The following is a 24,436-nucleotide window of genomic DNA, read 5'->3' as shown; positions in this document are numbered from 1 at the left end:
GCTGCGGAGGGTGTTCGTCTGCCAGCAACGATTCAGCGGTGAGTGCTGTCACCTCTATCGATCAAGTTTTTCACTGCACGACCCAGGTCTTTCAGTGGAAACGGCTTGAACAATATCTGCTCGATACCATGCTGCAGGGCCTTGGCACTGACTTCCCCGAGCGGCTGCGCTGTCACCAGCACACATTTACGCCCCCAGCCATTGCCAATCGCATCGAGCACCTGAAAACCCTCCATATCCGGCAGACGAAAATCCAGGACGATTGCCGCAGGCTCATAGATTCGGGCGAAGCTGATGGCTGTCAGGCCGTCATCCGAAACCAATACTTCAAGGCCCATCAACTCCAGATAATCCTTGAAGTTCTGCGCGAGTACATGCTCGTCCTCAACCACCAGAATCCTGTTGTTCAACGGTGTTGCTCCTAGCACTGAATTCTCGGGAAGTGCCTGATGCGGAATAAAGTGCTCACCTGAAATCAGGGATTGCACGCTTCATGCCAGCCACTGTTCTTTTGAGTATTGCTGTAGTCAGCTGATTTCACTGAATTTTTTTCGAAAGCGCGCGCCCACCCAGCCCCCCCAATAATGGGGCAAATGGTTTTTGGGTGATGCTGCGCCCCCAGAAACGGGGATTGGTTGGAGCGTTACAAACCGCTGACGACCTCAATCTTGCCGGTGGCGGTCAGTTGCTTGAGTGCGGCCTCGCGCGCCTCTTTGCGCCGCTGATCATGGAGAAAATCACGCACCAGTTGCATGCCCTGCTCTTTGGGCAGCGGGCTGGGAGGCAGGTAACTCTCCAGCTTGATCAGGTGCCAGCCGAACACGGTTCTCACCGGCTGGCTGACCTCGCCGGGCTTGAGCGCAAAGGCGGCGTTCTCAAAGGCGGGCACCATCGTGCCCCGCGAGAAGTAACCGAGGTCGCCACCCGCCGCTGCTGTGGAGTCCTGCGAGTGTTGCTCGGCCACTTCGGAAAAGTCCGCTCCGGCCTCTATCTGCTCGCGCAAAGCCAGCAACTCCTGACGCGATGCTTCATCTGCTTCGGGGTCTGGCGGGTCGCTGGCTTTTAACAACAGATGCCGGGCCCAGACCTGTTCGGGTTTTTGCAGGTGCTGGCGATTCGCGTCATACACCGTTTGCACTTCGGATTCGGCGGCCGGCTCAACCTCGCTGAGGGCTTCAAGCATCCGGCTGGCGACTAATTCATGGCGCAAGTAGTCGGTGAAGCTCTGGGTATCAAAGCCGGCATTGTTCAGCTCGCGCGCGAACGCCTCATCACCGCCGAGGCCCTGTTTGAGCATGGCCAGTTGCTTGTCGATTTCCGCATCGCTGACACTGATGCCGCGGCGCTGCGCCTCCTGCCAGAGCAGCTCCTTGGCAATCATCTGGTCGAGGGCTTCACGTTTCAGCCGCTTGTAGGTGTCGGGATTGCGGATCCCGCCCACACTACGGCCCTGCGCTTGCAAGTATTCGCTGAAATATCGCTCCAGCCGGAAGTTACTGATCTCAGTCCCGTTCACCCGCGCCGCAATGCCGGTTTCCCCGCCCTGAACAGTGCCCGCCAGCAACAGCATCAACACCCCAACACGGCTCAATATGCGCATGACGGCGCCCTCTAAAAATCCGAATCAACCGAGATGTACTGCCCTAACGCCTGAAACCGTTGCGCCTGGCTGTCGACCATGACGATATGAGCGCCCGAGGCACCCACTCGCTGGCCAGGCCCGAAGCTCAACTGGGGCGTCAGGCCGGTGCGAAAGTTGTGTAGATTTTCCAGCGCGCTCACCAGCTTTTCCCGGCTGGCATCGCGCCCAGCGCGCTTGAGCCCCTCGCTCAGCAGCAACGCGGCACAGTAGGCACTGACTTGCAGCGCGCCATGCTGATTGCCCAGACCGCTTTGCTCGCGAATCGCTTCAAGCGCCTTTAGCCCTTCTGGCGTCCAGTCCGATGGCACAAAGGGATACGCCAGAAACACCCGCTGATTAAAGCCTTCGGCAATCCCCAAAGCTCCGCCCGCCACCTGCGCGGAGACTGCCAACAGATAAGGGTGGCGCTCGGCCTGATTAAGCCGCGCTGAGAGCTCGCTGAAGGTGTTCGATAAGCCGAGGAAGAATACCGTGCTGGCATCCGCCAACTGCGCTGCCGTGTCACTGAGTCGCTCGGTTTGGTAGGCCTGTAACTGCACGTTGGGCCAGCCATCATGCTGCAAGCGCTGCTGTAACCGTTGCGCCAGCTGTTGCTGGGACGCTTGTTGCTCATAAACAATCAGTACAGTGCCAGGCGCGGGGGTGAGCGACTGGCTGGCAAACTTGCCCAGCGCCTGCAACTGCTCGACCACGCCGGGCAGGGGCGCAAAGATCAAGCGGCTTTTCGGCCCTTCGGTTTTCAACTCCAGCGGCCCAATCAGCGGCACACCCGTGGGTTCCAGCAACTCGGCATATTGCCCATCCAGCGCGGGAGCCAAGGGCGATAACAAGGCAAACACCTGATCATCCTCAAGCAATGAGCGCAGGCCACGCTCAGCGCTCTGCTGGTCGCTGCCCGCGTCGGCCACCAGCAGTTGCAACTGGCGACCGTGAATACCGCCGGCCTGATTAACCTGATTCACAGCACCTTCAAGCACCTCGCCAACAACCTTGCCCAGTTCAGCTAACGGGCCTTGCTGCGGCAGCAGCGTACCGATGCGCAGCACATCATTCTGCACACCGGGGTCGCGTTGTTCTTCGAGGCGTTTGAGGTAGGCGGTGAGATTACTCATGTCGCGCATCGACATGATGAACCGTGGCATCGCCGGGTCGAGCTTATTGCCCCCCGGATCAATGCCCTCGCTGACGGCCCGCGCCAACGATGCATCGGTATAGGCCGGGTGAGTACGGCCATTACTGGCTAACGTGGAAAAGCCCATGGTCAGTCGACGCCAGGTAATATCTGGCGGCCGCACGCCGCCTTCCGGCCGTCCGCGTCCATCTGCACCGTGACAATTGGCGCAGGGCACAACCGCTGCCGGAACCTGCGCACCGGAGGCGCCAACCCTCGCGATGACCTCACCGCCCCCTGCGCTTATGCCCTGGGTAAAGAGTTGTTGACCGGCAGCCTCACGCTCGGTCAGCTCCAGTGCCGTGGCCAGAGAGCTGGTGAGCCAAAGGCTGCAAAACAGCCCGATAAATTTGCCCACGGCAGGCTCCTTGTCTAACGCCCGGCAATCGGCATCGAGAGCAACTGCAAGCGCTGGGCGATTGCATCAACCGGTGCGTCCGGGCGAATCTTGCTCCATTGCTTGTGCGCCACATCGCCCGCAATCAGTTGGGTCGAATGCTGCTCTGGGCTCTCGATAAAATGACCCAGACGCTTAAGCACCAAGTCCATATTTGCCTGCGTGCCGGTGAGGAAGACCCAGTTCGGTGAGTCAGCCCCTTGCTTGCGGGCGTACTCGGCGAGCACTTCGGGGGTGTCACGCTGCGGGTCACTGGTGAGCGAGATGAAGGTGATTTTGCTGGCCTTCTCCTCGCCCATGGCCTCGCGCACTTCCCTGAGCTTGCGGGTGATCAGCGGGCAGGCATCTTCGCAGTGGGTGAAGATCACGTTGAGCATGACAATACGGTCTTTCATCACATCGCTGTAGAACCGTACTTCCTCGCCATGCTGATTAAGCAGGACGGTATCGGTGAAGTAGGTTTGCGCATCATGCGTGCCGCTGACTTTTACCCCCTGCACCGCTGGGGTCTTATTCTCGGCCGCGCCCTGGGCGTGGTTTTCATGGCCTTCGTGAGCCAGCGCCAGACCACTGGCCAAGGCCAGTCCTAGTGCCAGCCGCAATGCGTTTCTCATGGTTGCACTCCACTGTTGCCCGCGATGTGCTGGGCTTCGTACTCGACGCGACTGAGCTGGATTTCCTGAATTTTCGCGGCCAGCGTATTAGGGTCGGCAAAACCGTAGAAACGTGTCCATTTACCGGTGCGGCCATCGCCCACCATGATCAGCGCCGGGTGCTCCTTCAAATCAGGCGACCAGGCGCCTAATTGCTTGAGCGTGTCGGTGATCGCCTGAGGCTTGCCGGTTAGCCAGCTCCAGTTATCCCCGGCACTGTAATTTTGCGCATAGCGGCGCAGTTGCTCCGGCGTGTCGCGCAACGGATCAACGCTGATCGAGACCAGTTGCACCTCGGGGCCACCGTTGGCTTGCAACTGCTTTTCGGTTTTTTTCATGATTGCTGAAACGACCGGGCACACGGTTGTGCAACTGGTGTAGATAAAGCCCATGAGCACGATCTTGTCCGCCACCAGATCCTGTTCGAGGTGCACGGTCTCGCCGTTCTGATTGAGCAGCGGCACGTCAGCGAAAGTTACGCTGGCACTCTCTTGTTTAACGGCTGCCTTTTGCGCCGCCATGTGTTCAGCATGGCCGTCCATATCATGCCCGGCGTGCTCATCCATGGTGTGCGCAAACGCCGGTGCAGCGTTCAGCGACAGCGCCAACAGACTTGCAGTAAAACCTGTGAGAAACCCTTGCATGGCTCTATCCTCATCCAGCTCTGATCAATTGCTTGCAGTGGACTGCGGTTTAACGGCTTGCACGCGCAGGCTGCTGTACGCCTGTGCGCCGAAAGGCAGGTGCAGAGAGTCGGAGCCGACATGCACGAAGTAGACGCCGGCTTTACTGATTGCCAACGGCGCTTCATACACGCCATCGCCCAACTCGGTCGCGACAACCTCATGCGACTGCGACGAAGGCGCCATGAAGTAACGCACGCGCAAGTCGGTGACGCCGGTGCGCGGGCTGTTATCCCGGCCCTGAGTGATTCTGAAACGCGCAACCGCCGGGTCGCCAAGCGTAATCACCGGAGTCTGTTTCAGGTACTCGATGCGCGCCTTGGCGTAGGCTTGCTGAAGCTGCGGATTGGGTTGCACGTCGGTGGTGAAACAGTGAGTCAGTTCGGGCTGATTGATCATGAAAGCAATATCCAGTGGCCCGGACGCCGGCAGCTTGATGCGTGTGCTGTACAGGCCCGGCTCAACCTCACGCAGGCTGCGGTCAACCACTGTCACCGCGCGCGCACTGTGGCCGCGATTGAGGTAGCCAAACATGGGCGCATTCATGCCTTCCATGTAGAAATAGGTGGTGTTGTCGACGGGGTTCACCACAAACACAGCATTGTCGTCCTGGCCCTGCCCCATGCTTTCAGCCAAGGGCAAATCACCGGCCAGCTTGGGCGCTGAAGGACCTGCCTCGAAGCTTTGCAGAATCGGTTTCTGGCCCTCACCCAGGCTCGACAGATTGACCATGCTCACCCGTGAAGTTGCCAGCCCGCGGATATAGGCGTAAGCCTTGGTGAACACCAGTTGATAAGGCTCGGCGACAACCTCAAGCGAGTGCATGACCTTATCGCTTGCGGCATCGATCACCACGGCGCGGTCTTGCATGGTGTTGAGCACAAAACCGTAGCGCCCCTCCTGACTGAATTGCAGAGGCCCGATACCCTGACCAACCTCGATGACTGTGCGCACTTTCAGGCTCTTGGCATCAATCACGGTGATTTCACCTTGCTTGCCGTCGGTCACATACACCGCTTGCGACAGCGGTGAATAGCTCAGTGCCAGCGGTGCAGGGCCCGTTTCGAGCGTGGCGAGCAGTTTCAGGCTGGCGATGTCGATCACACTGACGGTGCCCGATTGGCGGTTGCTGACAAAGGCGTGGCGCGAGTCATCGCTGAAAGCGATCTCGTGATGGCCTTTACCGGTGGCCAGACTCAGGGCGATTTTGCGGGTCTGCATATCAATCACCGTGACCCCGCTGCTGGCCGCATCAGCACTGTTATTGCCGACCCAGAGATAGCGCTCGTCAGGTTGCAGCGCCACCCGAAACGGCTCCACGCCCGCCGGTACGCTGGCCTCCACCTGAAACTTTTCGGTGTCGACGATTGCCACTTCACCGGCACTCGGCATGCTCACGAACAAGCGCTTGTCGTCACTGCTTACGGCCCAGTCCATGGCCGGCTTTTTCAGCATGATCACCGCCATGGTGCTGGTTATTCCGCCCAGCGAGGTGTTCGGGTCGATCACCGTGATGCTGGCATCCTTATTCAGCACCATCAGGTAATAGCTGTTCAGGTCCATCAGCGGCTTGGCATTGAGCACGCCTTTCAAATACAGGCCAATGCGCGATTTGCACTGCATCTTCTGGCCTTCGGCTGAAATGCCGGCCTGGCCCTGATCCAACCACGCGCCTGGCGCTATGGCGGATAACGGTTGCCCGGAGGCGACATCGCTGACGCGAAATTGCACATCTGCCAACGCGCCCTCGATCAGACCGGTGCCGGGACTGACCGGTTGCAGATTGAAGGTCACGGCGACGCCATCCCGTTCGATCCGATTGGTATCGGCAACTGGCGCCTGAGGTTCAGCCTTCGGCGCTGCGCCAGCTTGTGAGGCGGCGCGCGCTTCGCTGATGTATGCCGCGCCGCCAGCGATGGCAAACACGACCAGCAGCATGCATGAGGCTTTTCTTATATTGTCCACGGCTACTGCGCTCCTTGGTCTCGCCAATCCCCAGCTGGAGCCTCCGCAAAGAGGCTCCAGCGCTGCATGCCTTGCTCAGGGAGCCGGGGTTTGATCGGGTTCATCGCTGACCCGCAAAATGCCCCACAGCCCATTGGCATTGCCCTGCCCTGCATAGTCGCGATACAGGTAGTCACCCGGGATCGCGTTGCCGCCGCCGGCACTCGGGAACAGCATGCTGAAATGCGCGGCCGGCAATACGCTTTCCTGGGCACCGATAAAGGTGCTTTCCGGGTTCCAGCCAAAGCGCACGGAACCCACGCCCGGGTATTTGGTGGGGTAGCCGTACTCATCGCGGTATTCCGACTGGAACGGCGAACGTGCCCAGTCATGCCCGGTGAGCTGGAAAATACTGCCGCGGCTGCCACCGGTTGGCAGCACCACATGGGTACGGAATGGCTGGCCCGGTTTTACCCGCAGAATCGGAGTGACCGGATCGCTGCCCACCAGCGCATTGCTGTAAGCCATGTGCGCATTCAGCGTGTCGCCCCAGCCACCGCCATTGGCGCGGCCAAACGGTGCGTTGGGCGGCAGTTGCAGGCGATACCACAGCGGCTCGGTCTGGTAGTTGATGGCCATGCCCGAGTTATCCTGCGGGTCGCCGCCGACACCAAAACCTTCCGACGCGATATTTTCCAGCGGCCGGCCGCTGGCCCAGCGCGGGTTCAGCGATTTCTGCCAGACCAGCGCAAAGTCGCGGTAAGACGCACCCTCCAGTGGTTTCACCGTTGCAGCAGCACGCATACCCGGGTCTTCTGTCCAGGTGGCGCCCTGCGGCACGATGCTCATGGCGCCGCCGAGGCCTTTCTGGCCCTGTTTGATCGGGTCTGCCGGAGTGATGGCCAGCCCGCCAAACTCGATTGGCGTGGCGTTGATGTTATCGACCGCACGGCCGAGACGAACCAGTGGCCGCCCTTCCCGCTCAAGATGTCCGGCGTAGAACTGATAGGTTTTAGTCGGGTACTCTGCCGCGCTCGAGGTTCTCGGCGCCACGGTCTGCACCGGGTTGATCCCGACATTGGCGCCGTCGGAACGGGTGATGTCGTAGCTCAGCAGTTGCGCGTGGATGCCAACGTGGCTCGACGGTTTGATCAGGTTATTGCTGAACGTGGTGGCGCCGTTCGAGCTGTTGCGGTCACGCTTGACCACGCCCGCCATGATCGCGGTTTGCGGCAAGTCTGGCATGTCCACCGGCAAGCGGTTCTCGAGGATCACGCTGATGCACTCGCCCGCAGCGGCGCGCAATACGATCGGCTCGATGGGTACGTTGTTTTTCAGCTTGCCGTTTTTGTTCAGGTCATCCTTGCGCACATACATGATCGCAGTCGGGTCATGCAGCGGCCCGCTCTGGCCGCCTATGGTCGAGATAGTGCCATCCTCTTCACTGATCACCGTGACTTGCGCAATGCTCACCTCGCGGGGGTTGTACACCAGCGTGCCGCCGTTGGGTTTGAGCGCGCCACCAACATGCATGCCAGCGCCTTGCGGATCATCGATGCTCAGGTTCAGCGGATTCTTGAGGATGTCGTTGGCCAGCACCGCGACAATCTCATACTCACGCTTGACGGTTGGCCGCTGCCCCACTCCATTCGGATTCGGGGTGTAGCGCGGGCAAATACCGTCAAATGAAGAGGTGTTGCGCGCCGACACCGGATGCGGATTGTTCGGCAGGGCAAACAGATCCGTACGCGGCTCACTGTAGTTGCGCATCACGCCCCACATGCCGTTCCAGTAACCTTCAATCGAGGCGTCCATCGAGTACAGGTAATCACCTGTCGCACTGGCCGATCCCGAGCTCAGTGAAACCGGCGCAGCAAAGCCCATCTGCTCGGAGATACCGACCATTTGCGAGGCGCGCCAACCTGAGTTGGAGCTGCTGCCATAACCGGTCCCGGTGTGCAGCCACTTGACGCCATGCAGGGTCACGTTGTGCTCCTCTTCGTGGCCACCTGCATGAACCCGCAGCCGCACGTTGTCGCCCGAATAGGTGCGCAGCAGCGGTGTAAACGGATCACCCGGTAAGTCGCCCGCCTTATTGATATGCGGCGGGAACAATGTGGTTCCGCCAGTAGGGCCTACTGCGCTGGAGATGGCGCTCGGTGCCATGTTCATGGCGGCAATGGCGCGGTCGGTGCGGGTTTGCAAGGCGTACGCGAGGTCGCCTCCCAGCCCGGCAGCCTGCATGCCAGGTTTGCCATCCGGCGCCATCCGGTTCGGGTCGTAAACCCGCAGAGCCACCGGCTCGTTGCGGTAATTGACCACGAAGATTCCCGGATCATCGACCGAAATGGCTTGCGGACAAGGCCGGATTGGGCAGCCCGGACTCACACCGCCAGGCAACTCGACAGTCTGCTCCAACTCCGTGCTGGCAACTCCCCTTGCAGGCGGGTTGATGGCGTAGCGGAAGGTATCTGCGGTGGCCGGATAACTGCCCGGATTAGGCACGCCATCAGGCCCGGCGCCCACATAAACCCCGGCTTCATAGGCATGCTGGAAGTCGCTGTATTCCAGGAAGAACTCACGGAAGGAGTCGTTCGAACCGTCGCCATTGACATCGTTGGTGGCGATCACCGCCTGCCATGAAGTCGGCCCGCCATCCTGACGACCAGCGGCATACAACGGCTGACCGGTTTCAGCGTGATACCAGGTCGAACCTGCAGGTTCGGTGAGCACAGTGGCGTAAAGACCGACCTGCTGGTGAGTCGATGGGCCGAGGTGGTCGTGGGTAAAGATATTGCCCAGACCGCGATCGACGTTGTGCACGTTTACCACCGGGTCGGCGAACCAGCGCTGCATGGCCGTACGCGCGCCGATCCAGTCGGGCCGGTTGTACTGGCCGAAGAACGGATGCGCCTTGGCAATCGGGCAGTCCGCGCTGCCGTCACGCGGATCACCGGCATGGCAGGCATTGAACTCACGGATGGCTTCAATGCGCTCAACCACACTGGACGGAGCCAGCAAGCCGTCTTCATAGTTCCAGCCATTGGCTGAACCATCGGCAGAGGTCAGGTCCCACTTTGGCAGATGGATATGTTGGCCGATCACATCGGTCGGGGTGCGCACCTGATAATCATCAAGCTCATAGGTGCCGGGAATCAGGTTGGTCTGCTGATACATGGTGCAGTCAAAGGTGTTCATGCGCATCACGAACGGCTCGGGCGGACGCTGCTTGTTAATCACGCCCCAGGCATCTTCCCAGAGTGCCAGCATGCGAGTTTGCGGGAAGTGATAGCCGACCTTGTTGAACACCGCATCGAACTGGATATTGGCTGCTTTGTAGAGCCGCGGATTGTCGGCGGTAAAGGTCGAGCCGCCGGTAAAGCTCATGCCATCGAGCCGCTCACCACTGTTGAACTGACCAATGCCGTTGGCGGCAGTCAGCCGTTTCTGATTATCGTCAATGCACGGCTCGTAGTAAGGCGCGCCGGCCACAGGCAGCGAGCCATTGGTTTTAAACACCTTGGGCACGACTTGCATATCGGCCATTACGGCAAAGCTCGGGTGGCTGGGTTTGGCGTGATAAGCCATGGCGGCCTGCTCGACATCAGTGCCCTGCTCCGGATAGAAAACCGGCTTGGCGCGGGTAATGGTTTTCGAGAAGTCCAGCGCATTGGTCACCACTGTGGCCTCCCCGCCAGCGGCTTCACCTTCCAGCGAATGGCGCGGCAAGCCACCATCCCAACCGCCGGATTGGGCCGGGTCAAGATTGCTCCACAGGGCGTTACCGGTGTCGCGCAGCTGTTGCGCCAGCGTCGCGTCGAGCATGTCCAGTGGCGGGGTTGGCGGACGCTGGCCTACGGTGCTTTCCATACCGGCAATCCAGAATGGGAAGCCCGGGTTTTTCAGATTGCCATCGGCGTTGTAGTTGGCCGGGCTGCGATCAACCAGCGCCACCGAGCCAATGATCTGGCTGTGCGCGACGTTGTCATCATCGCCTTCATGCTCCTCGTCATCATCCGTTTCGGCCAGCAAACGCTCGCTGACTTTCGGTACCACAGCCACTTTGCCCGGCATGGGCGGCATGGCTTTACCGGGCAGCGGCACAACGGCCGGAATCGGTGTACCGGCGATTATCTCTCCGTCTGGCAACGCCCGTGATCCGGCGGCTGGCAAGCCACTGCGCAAGGCAAATGGTTCACTATGAAAACCATTCTCGCCCTGGGCCGAAACGTCGAGCACGGTGCCCTCTTCAAGCACGTCATGAATGCGCCACATCGCCCACATGCCTTGAGCAAAGTGCGGGTAGAAATGGCAATGATAGATGGCATCACCTGCCACCCGGTTGCGGTTGCCAGAACCGCCGTTGGCGATTTCGTAGGTATATCCGGCGCCCGAACCAATACCCTGTGCATCGACATAATCGGAGTCATCATCATTCGGATTGAACAGCCACTGATGCCCGTGCAGATGGAAAATATGCTGCTCGGAGCCAACATGGGTGTTGCGGAATTTGACGAAATCGCCGGTGTAGCTGTGGCTTACATTTGAAGGCTCGGCCGGATACAGCGCCATGTTCGCCTTGATGCCAGTGGCTTCTGGCGGAGGGACTTCACCGGGACGAATATTCTCCAGGCCGACGTTGGCCGGCACATCCACCAGCATGGCGACATCGCCCACGGTATGCGCGCTGAGGAAGAACTCTTCATAGGCGCAGGACAAGCAGTCATGCATCGGCCCGACGCCCAGCCGGTTAGCCACAACTTCCGCGCCCATGCCGCCCGAACCGTAGTTGATCATGAAGCTGTCGCGGGTCGGCTCCAGTACATGCTGGAACACCGGATCGGCCCAGTAGCCGGGAAACGCCTGCGCGGCGGCGGCTTCATCGTGAAAAGCGCTGGCAAAGTCGCGGAACGGTTCCAGCCGGTTAGGCAGGGCCGGATTGCGCTTGCCGATGCTTTCCAGCGGATAGGTCGCAGCCGGGAAGCTGCCGTCAGCATTTGGCCCCAGCACAACCGCATCGGCGTCGGATGAAATGATCTCGTTGTTATCAATCATCGCCAGCACCGGACGCCCGGCCTTGCCCTCACTGACCCAGGGTTCGCCCATTGGAAAGCGGGCCTGATAATCGACGATTGGCTGGCCGGCTGGCGTACGTCCGGTAGTAGCCAGACGCAGCTCTTCTTCGGTCACGACGTTGCGGTAAGTACGACCGCCTTTGGGCACGACCACAACCTGGGCAAACAAGCCATTGGCATTGTTGCCGGACGAGGCTTCACCGCCAAAGGTTGCCCCTTGGCTGGTGGCCACAAATGCACCTTCATGTTGTGCGTAAAGGGTGTAGGAGCGGCTGCCTCCTGGCGCAATCAGCGAGCTCTGGTTGCGCCCCACGTTGGTTGAGGTGTCGTCGATTGAATTGACCGGCTGCAGGCCGTTAACCTGAAAACCAACGTGGCGATCCGCTACCTGATCGTCAATCTTCATCGGATTGAGCGGGTCGAACTCCGCCTCGTTGGCTTCATTTTCTTCCTCTTCTGGCCCGTCAAATTCGCCGTCGCTGCGCGGATTGGAATGCGCGGTCAGCAGATTCTGCAGGTTGATCGTGATGCAATCCCCGGCCGCCACCCGCAACACCAGAGGCCGTGGGCGTTTATCCGGACGCAGGGTCACCTCGCCCGGCACGACCATGCCGCCCTGTGTGAGCGGCACCTGATTGGCATCGACGACATCGCTGCGCAACGCGAACATCATGCCGTTGATGTTTTGCGCACCGAGACGGTTGAACATTAACGGCTGGTCGATGGCGACGATGTTGGCGACCAGATTGCGCTCACAGCTGATTGCAGCCTGAGCCGTCTGCTCGAGCCCGCCAACACCCACAGCCAGCGCGATGGCCAGCAGCGGATGGCTGAACGTAAAGGATGAGCGGCTACGACCCAGACTGCTGCCATTGTGTTGGGACTTACTCGAAAATATCCGTTTCATCTTGGCTGACCTCAAGATCGGTTCATCGTCGCCAATAGGCCTACAACCGCTCAGCAATCCCTATGCCAATAAAAAAGCCGTTATTTTTCATACACTTGGAAACCAACATCAGGTGTCTTGGGGGATTTGCCCCAGCACTCACCCCCAAAACCCCAGTTGTGCTGGCTGAAAAGCAGGAACAATCCATGGCGTGGTGATTAATTAAAAAGTATTAATGAGCAGAAGTGACGCCTCCCCGGATCTGGGGAAAATCGCCCACATGCGGGCAGAGCAAGGCTTACATCGGCGCGGCTGTGACAGCCGCCTGCAAGCGCTGAAAACGTTCGAGAACAGTGGGCACGTACCGCTGGGTTTCCGGGTACGGCGGGATCACGCCGCCGCGTTTGAGCACAGCGCCGGGGCCGGCATTGTAGGCAGCCAGCGCCAGCGACATATCGTCATTGAACAGGCTCATCAGGCTTTTCAGGTAGCGTGCGCCACCGCGAATATTGGCGGCCGGATCCCATACATCGGCGACGCCCATGTCACGCGCAGTCCCCGGCATTAGCTGCATCAAACCCGCAGCGCCCTGGCGTGAAAGTGCGTTGGGATCGTAGTTCGACTCGGCGCTGATAACCGCATGAATCAAGGCCTCAGGCAGCTGATTCTCACTGGCTGCAGCGCTCACTAAGGCGTTGTATTGCTCACCGCTGGCGCGCATGGCGGTGGCGGCTGGGGCAGTCGGTTTGGCCAACTCGATCTTGGGTTCGCGGGCCACCCGCTGGTAGTTCGAATTGGCTTTATAGATGTTGGTCAGGGTAATGCCGCCGTCCTTGTCAGTAACCATGTAGACGTCTGCCTGCGCCCCTTGAATGCTGATACCAACCAGCAGTACGAACCCTGCAAACCAGCCGGCATTGCTCATATTTCACCCTCCGTTGCGAGCCATAAGCAGCGCGCCCTAAAGATCGCGATTGCTCACTTGCAGCGACGCTACACGCAAAGCACGTGCCGAAATCGCTGCAAACAACCACAAGCCACTGCGCTTGCACGCCTCTTGCATAGCTGCACAAAAGCGTTTGCACATGCACCCAACTTCAATGGGTAAAGGGAGATCGCAATGATGAAACGGGATACTAATTTCCGGCCTGCTCGCACCCAGGGTTTCACGCTGCTGGAACTGCTGGTGGTGTTGGTGGTTCTCGGGCTGCTTGCCGGCATTGTGGCGCCTAAATACTTCAGCCAGCTGGGGCGTTCCGAGGTCAAGGTAGCCAAGACGCAAATCGAAGGGCTGGGCAAGGCGCTGGATATTTACCGGCTTGAAACCGGCCACTACCCCACGACTGAACAAGGGCTGGCAGCGCTCAATGTTGCCCCCAGCGACGAGCCGAAATGGGCCGGACCTTACCTGCACAAAGGCATCCCGCAAGATCCCTGGGGCCGGGATTACGTGTACCGCTCGCCCGGCGAAAATGGTGAGTTCGACCTGCTCTCAATGGGCAAGGATGGCCAGCCCGGCGGCGATGGTGATAACGCTGAAATAACCAGCTGGCAATAGCAGGCGACGACCATGCGCATTCTGGTTAAAGGTGTCGGCAAGCAAGCGACCATCATCTCGCAAGTCTTCGAGGCGCCCAGCCTGCTGGATGCACGCAGGCTGGCGGAGGAGCAAGGCATCAAGGTTCTCGCCGTGCGTGGCGAACAACGCCTGCACCTGCCCGGCCTTAAACCGCGAGAGAGTTTTTCCTTGCTGTTGTTCAGTCAGGAGCTGACAACGCTGCTCAATGCGGGACTGGCCTTGATCGATGCGCTGGAAAGCCTGGCCGAGAAGGAATCGGCGCCACAGGCACGGCGCATTCTGAATGATCTGGTGCGCCTGCTTTATGAGGGCAAGTCACTGTCGCAGGCGCTCGCCCAGTTTCCCGAGGTTTTCCCATCCTTGTACGTCGCGCTGGTTCAGTCCAGCGAGAAAACCGGCGCGGTGGGTGAAGCATTGGGCCGCTATGTTTCTTACCGCAGCCGCATGGATGAGGTTCGGCAGAAGGTAATCAGCGCATCGATTTATCCGGCCCTGCTGTTCATTGTCGGCTGCGGGGTTTTACTGTTTTTGATCGGCTATGTGGTGCCGCGCTTCAGCCTGGTGTTCGAAAGCGTTGGCAGCAACATGCCCTGGCTCTCGCAAGTGCTGCTCAAGTCCGGGCAGTTTTTGCATGAGCATCAAAGCGCGTTGATCAGTGCGTCATTGGCGCTTTTGCTACTGAGCGTTTTCTTATTGCGTCAGGACCGTGTACGACTAGCGCTCAGTCGCCTGATTGAACGAGTACCGACAATCCGCAATCGCATCTTCATCTATGAGCTGGCGCGCTTTTACCGCTCGCTGGGAATACTGCTTCAAGGCGGGATTCCAATCCTCACGGCAATGGCCATGGTGCGCGGTTTGCTCGGCGTCAGTTCAAAGGTCAGGCTCGACCACGCCAGCGAACAAATCCGTGAGGGCCATTCGTTGTCGAGTGCTTTCGAGAGCAATCAGTTGTCTACACCGGTGTCCATTCGCATGCTTCGCGCGGGCGAGCAGTCGGGCAATCTCGGGGAAATGATGGAGCGAACCGCGAACTTCTATGACGAGGAAACGGGCCGCTGGATCGAGTGGTTCGTGCGTTTATTCGAGCCGATTCTGATGACATTTATCGGCCTGATCATCGGCGTTATCGTGATTCTCATGTACATCCCTATTTTCGAGCTGGCCTCCAGCATCCAGTGAAAATCAGCCACCAAGACCAGACTCTGATTGACCCCGCCAGCAGAAAACCGGCAGCCTTGCAGGCAAATGAAGGGCAACAGGCTGCCAATGAACAAGTCCACAGTAAGCGAAGACATCTACTCCAAGCTGGTCAACGAAGAAGACGCGCGCGTTTGCAGCGAGATCAGCGAGAGCCAATGCAGCAATCTCCCGGAAAATTTTTTGCTGATGGTGCTCAGCCACTTTTTCTCCAAACTCGGTGACGCGCTCGCCAGCCCCAAGGTGGTTTTGCCCTGGGTGATGCAAAGCATCAATGCGCCGTTGTATCTGATCGGTTTTCTGGTACCGATTCGCGAATCCGGCTCACTGATCCCGCAACTGTTGATTGCCAGCTACATTCGCCGGGTGCAAGTGCGCAAGTGGATATGGGTCGCGGGGAGCCTGATTCAGGCGGCCGCGATCAGCAGTATTGGTCTGGTGGCATGGCAGCTCGAAGGCAGTGCCGCTGGTTGGTCGATTATTGCCCTGATCACTCTGTTCAGCCTGGCGCGCGGCCTGTGCTCGGTCGCCTCAAAAGATGTGATTGGTAAAACCATCCCGAAAACCCGCCGTGGCCAGGTCAATGGCTGGTCGGCCAGTGCCGCAGGTTTGGTTACGGTTGGCGTGGCTGGCGTCTTGCTGCTCAGCGGCGAAAGCCAGCCGACCACGCTGATGTATGCCTTGTTCATCGGCGGTGCAGGCTTGCTTTGGATTATTGCCGCGCTGTTTTATGCACAGATAAAGGAGCAGCCCGGGGCAACGGAAGGCGGTGGTAATGCATTGCGCGAAGCCATCCAGCGCTTGTCGATTATGCGCGACGACAAACCCTTCCGGCGTTTTGTAATCACCCGTTCACTGTTGCTCTGCTCGGCACTGAGCGCGCCCTACTACGTGGTTCTGGGGCAAAAAAATATCGGCACTGCTGCCTCGCTATTAGGACTGTTCATGCTCGCCAGCGGCGCTGCGAGCTTGTTTTCGGCGCCTATTTGGGGGCGTTTTGCCGATGTGTCGAGCCGGCAAGTGATGATCATAGCGGCGCTGATGACCTCAGCACTGGGCTTGGCTGTTTATCTGTTGCAAACCCTGCACAGCGACTGGCTGGCTGTAAGCTGGGTACTGCCGGCGCTGTACTTCATGCTCAGCATCGCCCATCAGGGTGTGCGCATTGGCCGCAAGACCTACGTTGTGGACCTGGCCGAAGGCAACAAACGCACCGATTACGTTGCCGTCAGCAACACCCTGATAGGCCTGATTCTGCTGCTGATGGGCTTTTTGGGCGCACTCGGCGCAGTGCTCGATGTGAGTGAAATCATCTTGCTGCTTTCAGTGCTCGGCGCCATTGGCGCGGCCATGGCCATGACCCTGCCACAAGCTGAATGAGCCAGCGCGTAGGTCGGCGCAAACCCGCGGACTAGCGGGCTTGCGCGCCGTTGATACGGACAAATCCAACCCGTCCGCCGCGTTGACAAAGACTAGTAATCCATAATTTGCCGCGCTTTTAGAGTGCCATCGGCGGCCGAAGGGATTAAAATACGCGTTTTCGTCGCGCGCGCGTATTACAGCCTCGGCCCTGAGCCTTGAGGTTACCGGCCGCGCCTAATCTTCATTCATTTAGAGCAAGAGAATCAGCCATGGGTGCACAGTGGAAAGCCAAGCCTAAAGAAGCCGCGGCGAATGCCAGGGGAAAAATTTTCGGGCGTCTGGTCAAAGAGATCATGATTGCTGCGCGTAACGGCGCTGACCCGGACACCAACCCCAAGCTGCGTCTGGCGATCCATCAGGCCAAGAAAGCCTCGATGCCCAAGGAAACGCTCGAACGTGCGATCAAGAAAGGCGCGGGCCTGCTGGGTGACACCATCAGCTACGAAAAAACCACCTACGAAGGTTTTGCACCGCATCGCGTGCCGGTCATCGTCGAATGCCTGACCGACAACGTAAACCGCACCGTTGCCGAAATCCGCGTACTGTTCCGTAAAGGCCAGCTTGGCGCATCCGGCTCCGTGGCCTGGGATTTTGACTATCTGGGCCTGGTCGAAGCCTCGCCAGCATCCGATGACGCTGATGCCGAATTGGCAGCCATCGAAGCCGGTGCTCAGGACTTCGAAGATGCCGAAGAAGGCGCCACTCTGTTCATGACAGACCCAACCGACATGGACACTGTGTGCAAAGCCCTGCCTGAATTTGGCTTCACCGTGAACTCGGCGGTGCTCGGCTACCGCGCCAAGAATCCGGTCACGGTCAGCGGCACGGAGCTGGAAGAAGTTGAAGCGTTTCTTGAAGCCCTCGACGGCCACGACGACGTACAGAACGTTTACGTCGGTTTAGCGGTCTGATCGCTGCAAACACCACTGATACGGCGCAGTAAACCGCACTTCCCGATCATCCTGTCGGCGCATACCCAACAGGATGGGGACTAGGTTGTAATCAACAGTGCGTGTTCCTGCGCTAAGCGCTGCTGGCCTGCACGGTAATTTCACCGTGCAGCAAGGCTGGCATGCATACATGGACGTATGCTCAAAAGGAGTTCTACCTTGCGTAACGTCATTCTTATTGCCGCGTGCCTGCTGGTTGGCGCCTGCAGCAGCCCTGCCCAAAACGACCATCCGCAGCGTCTTGTCGACGGCAGCAACCCGATTGCCAAAAGTAATATCGAAGCCATCCACAATGCCGATGTGATCCCGCTGCCGCTGCATACCGATGCAACCGACTCCATCTGGAAAATTGGCGAAGAGCAACCGCGCATGGACTTCGGCAGCTCAATCTCGAATTACCGGGTCTTCTCGATCAAGCTCAAACAAGGCGAACACTACAACCTCAACGTCAGCTCCAGCTGCCTTGATGACTGCCTTGGCGTGAGCAAGTATGCGCTCAAACCAAGAGCCATGCTGATGGATGCTTACGGCATTGTGATTGCGGGCAAGCCTTCGCGCGCCAGCAGCGAAGTCGGTTCAGTGTCTTTGGGCTGGGAAGGCGAAGCCCCTGAAGACGGCACCTACTACCTGTTGGTTGCCGCCGATAACGAAGACACCGGCAAAGCCATTGTCATCGACAACATTTGGCTGAACAATTCACCGCTGATGTCCGTTCAGGTTGGCATGAACAGCCCATCATTCAGTGAAATGAACGCCTACGCGACTAAAAGCAACTAAGACGCCCCGCCGCACTGCAACGTGGCCCCAAAACTTGGGGCCACGCGGCTTTCTCCCCCCTGAATCTGCAGCATCGGCCTGACGATAATCACTATCATGGCTAATGATTTCTGCCGCCCACGGTTTCTCAATACGCTAAGCGCACTAAAAGAAGCTATTGACGCCTGGGTGCCCTATGAAACGTATCGTGACTATCGCCTTGCTGGCATTAACCGTGTTGCTTGCTGGTTGTTCGTCTCAGCCGGAAAAGGTCGAGCGCGCCTATACCGATGCCGAAATCAAAGAGTTTGCGCTGGAAATGCTCAGCCGCAGCGGCCTGCCTTATGAAGAGTATGAAAAGCTGCGCCGGGCCATCGAAAATCCGCAGCACCGCATGAGCAAAACCAGCCGCGAACTCGATGCACTGCGTGATAGCACCACACGCGGCGAGTCACGCAGCTAGCCGCGCAACCCTGCCAATGCCTCTGTGCATCGGGGCGATGGATAAAGCCAATTAACCACCGGCTGCATTGCGCGTTATCCTCAACGCATCAACTTGAGGGAACGCACATGAACAACGACGCCGCCAACACCGATAACGCAGCCGAACTGGATGACCAGACCCTGGCATTCGCCGAGCGGGTATTCGATCTCGCCCGCCACGGTGAAACGCAAACGCTGGCCGAGATGCTGGCTCAGGGCCTACCCGTCAACTTGCGCAACCACAAAGGTGACAGCCTGCTGATGCTGGCCTGTTATCACGGCCACTTGGAAACTGCGCAGCTGTTGCTAAATCATCAGGCTGATCCGGAGCAGCGCAACCTCAATGGTCAGTCGCCACTTGCCGGGGTGATTTTCAAAGCCGACATGGCGATGATGACGCTGCTGCTCGACCACGGCGCCGATGTTGAGAGCCCGACCAGCGACGGCAAAACGGCCTTGATGATGGCCGCCATGTTCAACAACATCCCGGCCATTGAACTGCTGATTAGCCGCGGCGCCAATCCGCTGAGGGCCGACGACAGCGGGACAACCGCCCTGCAAGTCGCCCAACGCATGGGTGCAACCCAAGCCGCAGAGGCTCTGGCTGGCAAAGCCTGAAACGCACTAATGAACCTCGCCGGTGCAGCCTATTGATCCGGAGCAATATCACTGGCGCGCCGACACCTTAGCCTTGTGCGCTTGCTGCTGCGCGGCAGCAGACACCCTTTCGGCTAATGGCGAGGCATGACAATGAGCATCACATCGAGCAGCATTTGCGCGGCAGCGGATCAACTGCAGGGTTTTGTCGGTTTCAACCGCAAAACCTCAGCCTATATCGTACGGTTCAGCGAAGATGCCTTCGGCATGGACATCCCGGACGACAGCATCACCCCAACCCATGAGTTTGTCTGGCAAGCGCTTAGCGGTGGGGTTATGCAACTCAAGCGCGAGCGCCTGCAAATGCTCCTCGACTTGCACCTCGACGACCGAATCAACATCACTGACCCCTTACGGGTGTATCTCAGTCGCGAAGACCTGCCCGAAATCAGCGCAGAGCGGCATATCTGCAAAAGCAATGGCTGAAATCTGCTGAAAGCCCCCAACACTCAAGCTGGCAGTGGCCTAGACTGAACAGTGATCCTCATGCAAATCAGGAGGTGCAGATGCCGCACGACTGCATGGCAACACCGAGCCACTATTCAACCATTTGAATTGCCGAGGTGAGTATCATGAGTAAAAGTCTCGATGCGAAAAAGCAGGCGAAGAAAAAGCCGCTGAAAACCGCACACGAAAAACGCCTGGCCAAAAAGCAGCGCCATTCCGGCACCACATTGCTGGGTAATCACTCCCCGAGTCAATAAGCCTGTTTACCTGTGCGGGCAAAGGCTCGCACAGGTAATATCCGCGCATGAACCCGCCGCGCATTCGTTGCCTACCCGCCGCATTAACGCCTCTGGCCGACAAATTCTATCGCGCCCAGCGCTCGCCCATGCGCACCAAACAAGCTAATCAGGTCTGGGTCGCCGAGAGCGACGAGATTGTTGGCGCGCTGTGTTTACGCGCGGTCGCCGACGGCTTCTGGCTGACCAGCCTGCTGGTCGCAGCAACCCGGCGCAATCAGGGAATCGCCAGCCACTTGCTGGATCGCGCTTTGGCCGAGGTTGATGCACCCGTCTGGTTATTCTGCGCCCCGGCGCTGGCCGATTTTTATGCCCGTTTACACTTCACCCCAGCAGCCGATCTCCCTGTGGAACTGGCCGAGCGACTGAGTCGCTACCAGCGCACCAAGCCACTCATCGCCCTGCGCTACCGCTAACCACAGCGCCATGCTTTCCACCTGAGGCGAGATGCAGCGCAACTCATCTCAGGCGGCGGTTAGATTGAGCCTATGCCCGCGCCGTCGAACGCTAAAATCACTGCTGGACGAGCATATCTGCCCTGAAAATCATAAATTCTCGGCATGAAGGCCCTGTAACATTTACCCAAAAGTCTCGTCTATTAACCAAGCCCTCAATGAGACTGCAGTCATGAAGCGACGTGCACTGATCCAATCCATTGCGCTACTGCCCGCTGTGTCCCTGCTCGGCAATTTCGCGCAGGCGGCCGAAACCGATCCGGCCAGAACGCCAACCGTGAAAATGCTCGATAAAGACCATGAACAATGGCGCGAGCAGGTTTCTACCGAAGCCTACGATGTGCTGTTTGAAGAAAACACCGAGCGCCCCGGCAGCAGCCCGCTAAACCATGAAGAACGTGAAGGCACATATATTTGCGCTGCCTGCTATTTGCCGCTGTTTGAGAGCAGCAACAAATTCGACAGCGGCACCGGCTGGCCGAGCTTTACCCAGCCGATAGCAGGCCACATGGCCACCAAACGCGACTTCAAATTGATACTCCCGCGCACCGAATATCACTGCGCGCGCTGCGAAGGTCATCAAGGTCACGTATTCGATGACGGGCCGCCGCCGCGTGGCGAGCGCTGGTGCAATAACGGCCTGGCACTGAAATTCATCGTTGCGGGCGAAACCTTACCGCCGCTCAGGAGCTGAACATGACTCTGTCGCTAACGCATTACTGCAAACCCATCGCAGGCACCCTGCTGTGGGCTGCATTAAGCACTGTATTGATGGCTTGCGGCGCGGGCTCTTCACAAGCCGAGCAAGCGGCTGAACCCGTGACCAATGCCGCGCCTGCCGAGTTTCAGGGCAAAGCCGTGTTTGCTGGCGGCTGCTTCTGGTGCACCGAGTCCGACTTCGACAAGATGCCTGGCGTTATCTCGACCACATCTGGCTACACCGGCGGTGAGGTGAAGAACCCAACCTACGAGCAAGTTTCAGCCGGTGGCACCGGGCATATCGAATCGGTGCAGGTGGTCTACGACACCCGCAAAACCAGCTACGCCCAATTGCTCGAAGCATTCTGGCCAACCATTGACCCGATCACTGCCAACGCTCAGTTCTGCGACCATGGCACTCAGTACCGCAGTGCGATCTTCTACGCCAACGAGAAGGAGAAGGAACTAGCAGTTGCCTCCAAGGAAGCGCTGGACGCATCGGGGCGATTCAAGCAACCCGTAGTTACCGAAATTCTTCCCGCCACCACCTTCTATCCGGCCGAGGAATACCATCAGAACTACCACAGCAAAAATCCCCTGCGCTACAACTACTACCGCAGCGGCTGCGGCCGTGATGACCGCCTGGAACAACTGTGGGGGAAGAAAGGCTGAGGGTTGAATCGCCCAAAGTCGTGTAGGCATCTATGCTGTTTATTTTGAGCGCCCCAACCTTGCAGCCAATGCGGTTGCAAGGTTAAGGCCTGAACTCAAGCGACTGAACCGATAGTTAAAGCGTCAGGCTGCATAGGACTTACGGCCTGCATCACCGCGAGTAGATGCATCATGTCCAAGTATCTGATTTCGTTTCCGAGCGCCGCAATGGTTGTCCCGGAGGGTGAGTGGGAAGCCGTGACCCGGGATTCTCATGCGGTGATACAAGAGGCGAAAGCCGCCGGTGTTTACGTATTCGCTGGCGGTATCAACGATACTGAAACCACCCTGCTCGTCTCAGCCGACGGCTCGACCACAATCGGCGGCTACCCAGAAGCACCAGCACTAAACGGCGGCTTCGCCGTACTCGAATTACCCTCCCGCGACGCTGCCATCGCATGGGCCGCACGCCTCGCCCAAGCTTGTCGATGCGACCAGGAACTGCGCGTGTTTGGGTTTGATCCAGAATCTTGATATTTGATCGTAGAACCGTGCCATGCCACGGTTTGAAGCTGTAGGTTTCTAGCCAGCTGCTTGATGCGAAAGGCAGGAACCGGCCCAGACCGTGTAAAAACGCAGACGCAACTGATTGGCCAGCATAACCAGCCCTAGATGCAACAACGCGCTAATCGGAGGCGCTCTAAGCCGACCGTAACGTTTCGTGGGCTTTCTGCCTGATTGGGTGCAAGAAACCTGCTGCATGCGCTTCAGAGGCGCCCAAAAGGCAGAAAGCCCTAGGCCGCTATTGCCTCCATCAGCGCTGCGCTACCCATTATCTTGATCACGCGCTTCATGTTGTAGGCGAGCACATGCAAGCTCATTTCAGTGCTGACCCTAGGCAAGGTTTTGGTCAGGAAATGAGTAGCACCCATCCAGGCCTTGAGCGTTCCAAAAGGATGCTCAACGGTCTGTTTACGGATACGCATCATCTCGGGCGCCTGATCTAGGCGGTGCTGCATACTCTCCAGCACGCTTTCATGCTCCCACCGCCTGACGCGTCGCTCCGTGCTGGGTGTGCATTGCCCTTTCAGCTCACAACTTTGGCAATGTGAACTCCAATAAGTGTGGAGCTTCAGTCCGTCTTGAACGCTGGTGAAACGCCAAATCAAGCGCTGCCCTGCTGGGCACTTGTATTCGTCGCTTTCAGTATCGTAGATAAATTCAGTCTTGCTATATCGCCCATCTGCCTTGGCCCCTGAGGTCATAGACTTCGGTACGTGTACGGTTATATCCGACTGGTGACAGGCCAATATTTCTTCGCTTTTGAAGTAGCCCCGATCAGCCACCACCGATAGTTTTTCTACACTCATGGCATGTTTCGCCAGCTTAGCCATCGGACTTAGTTGGCTTCGGTCACTCCCGTCGTTTGTCACTTCATGAGCCACGATTAAATGGTGCTTGGCATCTACGGCTGTTTGCACGTTATAGCCAACGATGCCCGTGCCTCGGGTCTTCATCGAGCGGGCATCAGGATCGGTCAGCGATATCTGTTTATCCGGCGTCTCATTGAGCCGCACCTCGACTTCCTTGAGCTCCTGCATTTTTACTTTCAGCGCAGCAATCTTGCCGTGCAGTCGCTCGATCTTCGGTTGCGAAACGACAGGCTCCTGACGATCTGCGGTATCGAGTGCGCTTAGGTAACGATTGATACTCGACTCAATCTCTTCCACACGCCGCTGGAGCTTGGCGCTAGTAAAGTTGCGATCCCGATTATTGACCGCTTTGAACTTGCTTCCATCGATGGCGATGAGTGCTTCAGAAAACAACCCTACCTGTTGGCACAGCACTACAAATTGACGGCATACAGCGCGAATTGCCTTGCCGTTGTCTTTGCGAAAATTGGCGATGGTTTTGAAGTCAGGCATCAAGCGCCCAGTCAGCCACATGAGTTCAACGTTGCGTTGAGCTTCTCGCTCAAGGCGACGGCTGGATTGGATGCGGTTGAGGTAACCGTAGATATAAATTTTGAGCAGATCAGCAGGATGGTAAGCGGGCCGACCTGTTTCCGCTGGTACGACACCTTCAAAACCCAGCTTGCCTAGGTCGAGCTCGGCGACGAATACATCAACTACCCGCACTGGGTTAGTGTCCGTCACATAGTCATCCAAACTCTCGGGGAGCAAGGTAACTTGAGTCCGACTTTCACCTTGAATGAATCGCCGCACAGGCATCTCCTGCTGAGATGAAGTCTGGTCAAATCATATCAAGATTGGTGCCTGCGTTTTTACACAATCTGGACCAAAAGCGGACAGCCCCATACTGCCTGCGAACTACTGTCGATTCGGAGTTGCTTTAAGTTGAGTGCTTCGTATCCGCTCCATGAACCCCAC

At 58.2% G+C, this 24,436-nt stretch carries 22 protein-coding genes; 13 read left to right on the top strand and 9 right to left on the bottom strand.

All coding sequences use genetic code 11. From position 1 onward, the window contains the following. Positions 1 to 32 precede the first annotated feature (32 nt). The 8 genes from FEZ62_RS02475 to FEZ62_RS02440 all read right to left on the bottom strand — a co-directional run bounded on the left by FEZ62_RS02475 (position 33) and on the right by FEZ62_RS02440 (position 13,376). Positions 33 to 410 carry a response regulator gene (locus tag FEZ62_RS02475; protein ID WP_069901555.1) on the bottom strand — a complete coding sequence of 126 codons (378 nt, stop codon included), beginning with the start codon at positions 408 to 410 and terminating at the stop codon, positions 33 to 35. A gap of 233 nt (positions 411 to 643) precedes the next feature. Further along, on the bottom strand, positions 644 to 1,600 hold the full coding sequence (locus tag FEZ62_RS02470; protein ID WP_172926704.1) for a peptidylprolyl isomerase: 957 nt from the start codon (positions 1,598 to 1,600) through the stop codon (positions 644 to 646). An 11-nt stretch (positions 1,601 to 1,611) separates the two neighbouring features. Further along, complete coding sequence (locus tag FEZ62_RS02465; protein WP_345940419.1) at positions 1,612 to 3,171, bottom strand: ABC transporter substrate-binding protein; 1,560 nt, start codon at positions 3,169 to 3,171, stop codon at positions 1,612 to 1,614. 14 nt (positions 3,172 to 3,185) lie between these two features. Continuing rightward, entirely contained in the window at positions 3,186 to 3,824 is a 639-nt protein-coding gene (locus FEZ62_RS02460; RefSeq protein WP_172926703.1) for an SCO family protein, read from the bottom strand. Then, positions 3,821 to 4,507 carry an SCO family protein gene (locus tag FEZ62_RS02455; RefSeq protein ID WP_172926702.1) on the bottom strand — a complete coding sequence of 229 codons (687 nt, stop codon included), beginning with the start codon at positions 4,505 to 4,507 and terminating at the stop codon, positions 3,821 to 3,823. Before FEZ62_RS02455 ends, FEZ62_RS02460 begins: the two co-directional genes overlap by 4 nt. A gap of 24 nt (positions 4,508 to 4,531) precedes the next feature. Next, on the bottom strand, positions 4,532 to 6,511 hold the full coding sequence (locus FEZ62_RS02450) for a cytochrome D1 domain-containing protein (protein WP_345940418.1): 1,980 nt from the start codon (positions 6,509 to 6,511) through the stop codon (positions 4,532 to 4,534). A gap of 75 nt (positions 6,512 to 6,586) precedes the next feature. After that, positions 6,587 to 12,472, bottom strand: coding sequence for a manganese-oxidizing multicopper oxidase MnxG (gene mnxG, locus FEZ62_RS02445; RefSeq protein ID WP_242454865.1), 5,886 nt, complete (start codon positions 12,470 to 12,472; stop codon positions 6,587 to 6,589). A 277-nt stretch (positions 12,473 to 12,749) separates the two neighbouring features. Beyond that, positions 12,750 to 13,376, bottom strand: coding sequence for a lytic transglycosylase domain-containing protein (locus tag FEZ62_RS02440; RefSeq protein ID WP_172926701.1), 627 nt, complete (start codon positions 13,374 to 13,376; stop codon positions 12,750 to 12,752). 198 nt (positions 13,377 to 13,574) lie between these two features. On the opposite strand from FEZ62_RS02440, the gene gspG reads away from it, so the two are divergent. From gspG to FEZ62_RS02380, 13 genes are all read left to right on the top strand, one after another. After that, positions 13,575 to 14,009 carry a type II secretion system major pseudopilin GspG gene (gene gspG, locus FEZ62_RS02435; RefSeq protein ID WP_090513589.1) on the top strand — a complete coding sequence of 145 codons (435 nt, stop codon included), beginning with the start codon at positions 13,575 to 13,577 and terminating at the stop codon, positions 14,007 to 14,009. 12 nt (positions 14,010 to 14,021) lie between these two features. Continuing rightward, positions 14,022 to 15,212, top strand: a complete 1,191-nt coding sequence (locus FEZ62_RS02430) for a type II secretion system F family protein (protein WP_172926700.1) — start codon at positions 14,022 to 14,024, stop codon at positions 15,210 to 15,212. An 87-nt stretch (positions 15,213 to 15,299) separates the two neighbouring features. Then, positions 15,300 to 16,610 carry an MFS transporter gene (locus tag FEZ62_RS02425; RefSeq protein ID WP_172926699.1) on the top strand — a complete coding sequence of 437 codons (1,311 nt, stop codon included), beginning with the start codon at positions 15,300 to 15,302 and terminating at the stop codon, positions 16,608 to 16,610. 251 nt (positions 16,611 to 16,861) lie between these two features. After that, a complete protein-coding gene (locus FEZ62_RS02420; protein ID WP_090513361.1) occupies positions 16,862 to 17,563 on the top strand; it encodes a YebC/PmpR family DNA-binding transcriptional regulator in 702 nt (233 codons plus the stop codon). Positions 17,564 to 17,761: 198 nt separating this feature from the next. After that, on the top strand, positions 17,762 to 18,379 hold the full coding sequence (locus tag FEZ62_RS02415) for a hypothetical protein (protein WP_172926698.1): 618 nt from the start codon (positions 17,762 to 17,764) through the stop codon (positions 18,377 to 18,379). Positions 18,380 to 18,554: 175 nt separating this feature from the next. After that, positions 18,555 to 18,821: a hypothetical protein gene (locus FEZ62_RS02410; protein ID WP_172926697.1), complete on the top strand. Its 267-nt coding sequence runs from the start codon at positions 18,555 to 18,557 to the stop codon at positions 18,819 to 18,821. 107 nt (positions 18,822 to 18,928) lie between these two features. Further along, complete coding sequence (locus tag FEZ62_RS02405; RefSeq protein ID WP_090513369.1) at positions 18,929 to 19,459, top strand: ankyrin repeat domain-containing protein; 531 nt, start codon at positions 18,929 to 18,931, stop codon at positions 19,457 to 19,459. A gap of 132 nt (positions 19,460 to 19,591) precedes the next feature. After that, positions 19,592 to 19,924 carry a DUF2025 family protein gene (locus tag FEZ62_RS02400; protein ID WP_172926696.1) on the top strand — a complete coding sequence of 111 codons (333 nt, stop codon included), beginning with the start codon at positions 19,592 to 19,594 and terminating at the stop codon, positions 19,922 to 19,924. A 146-nt stretch (positions 19,925 to 20,070) separates the two neighbouring features. Beyond that, a complete protein-coding gene (locus tag FEZ62_RS20830) occupies positions 20,071 to 20,202 on the top strand; it encodes a hypothetical protein (protein WP_274600612.1) in 132 nt (43 codons plus the stop codon). Positions 20,203 to 20,249: 47 nt separating this feature from the next. Further along, on the top strand, positions 20,250 to 20,657 hold the full coding sequence (locus FEZ62_RS02395; protein WP_172926695.1) for a GNAT family N-acetyltransferase: 408 nt from the start codon (positions 20,250 to 20,252) through the stop codon (positions 20,655 to 20,657). A 211-nt stretch (positions 20,658 to 20,868) separates the two neighbouring features. Then, on the top strand, positions 20,869 to 21,390 hold the full coding sequence (gene msrB, locus FEZ62_RS02390) for a peptide-methionine (R)-S-oxide reductase MsrB (protein WP_172926694.1): 522 nt from the start codon (positions 20,869 to 20,871) through the stop codon (positions 21,388 to 21,390). Positions 21,391 to 21,392: 2 nt separating this feature from the next. After that, positions 21,393 to 22,067 (top strand): peptide-methionine (S)-S-oxide reductase MsrA, encoded by a 675-nt coding sequence (gene msrA / locus FEZ62_RS02385; RefSeq protein ID WP_201970322.1) that lies wholly within the window; start codon positions 21,393 to 21,395, stop codon positions 22,065 to 22,067. Positions 22,068 to 22,238: 171 nt separating this feature from the next. Beyond that, positions 22,239 to 22,580 carry a YciI family protein gene (locus tag FEZ62_RS02380; protein ID WP_172926693.1) on the top strand — a complete coding sequence of 114 codons (342 nt, stop codon included), beginning with the start codon at positions 22,239 to 22,241 and terminating at the stop codon, positions 22,578 to 22,580. Between the two features lie 260 nt (positions 22,581 to 22,840). Here the strand turns inward: FEZ62_RS02380 and FEZ62_RS02375 are convergent, their stop codons facing one another. Further along, positions 22,841 to 24,271: an IS1182 family transposase gene (locus FEZ62_RS02375; RefSeq protein WP_172926692.1), complete on the bottom strand. Its 1,431-nt coding sequence runs from the start codon at positions 24,269 to 24,271 to the stop codon at positions 22,841 to 22,843. Positions 24,272 to 24,436: the final 165 nt, after the last annotated feature.

The sequence above is a fragment of the Pseudomonas sp. MS19 genome, assembly GCF_013277615.1.
Lineage (GTDB): Bacteria > Pseudomonadota > Gammaproteobacteria > Pseudomonadales > Pseudomonadaceae > Aquipseudomonas > Aquipseudomonas marincola.
This window is presented reverse-complemented; position numbering and strand designations above follow the sequence as displayed.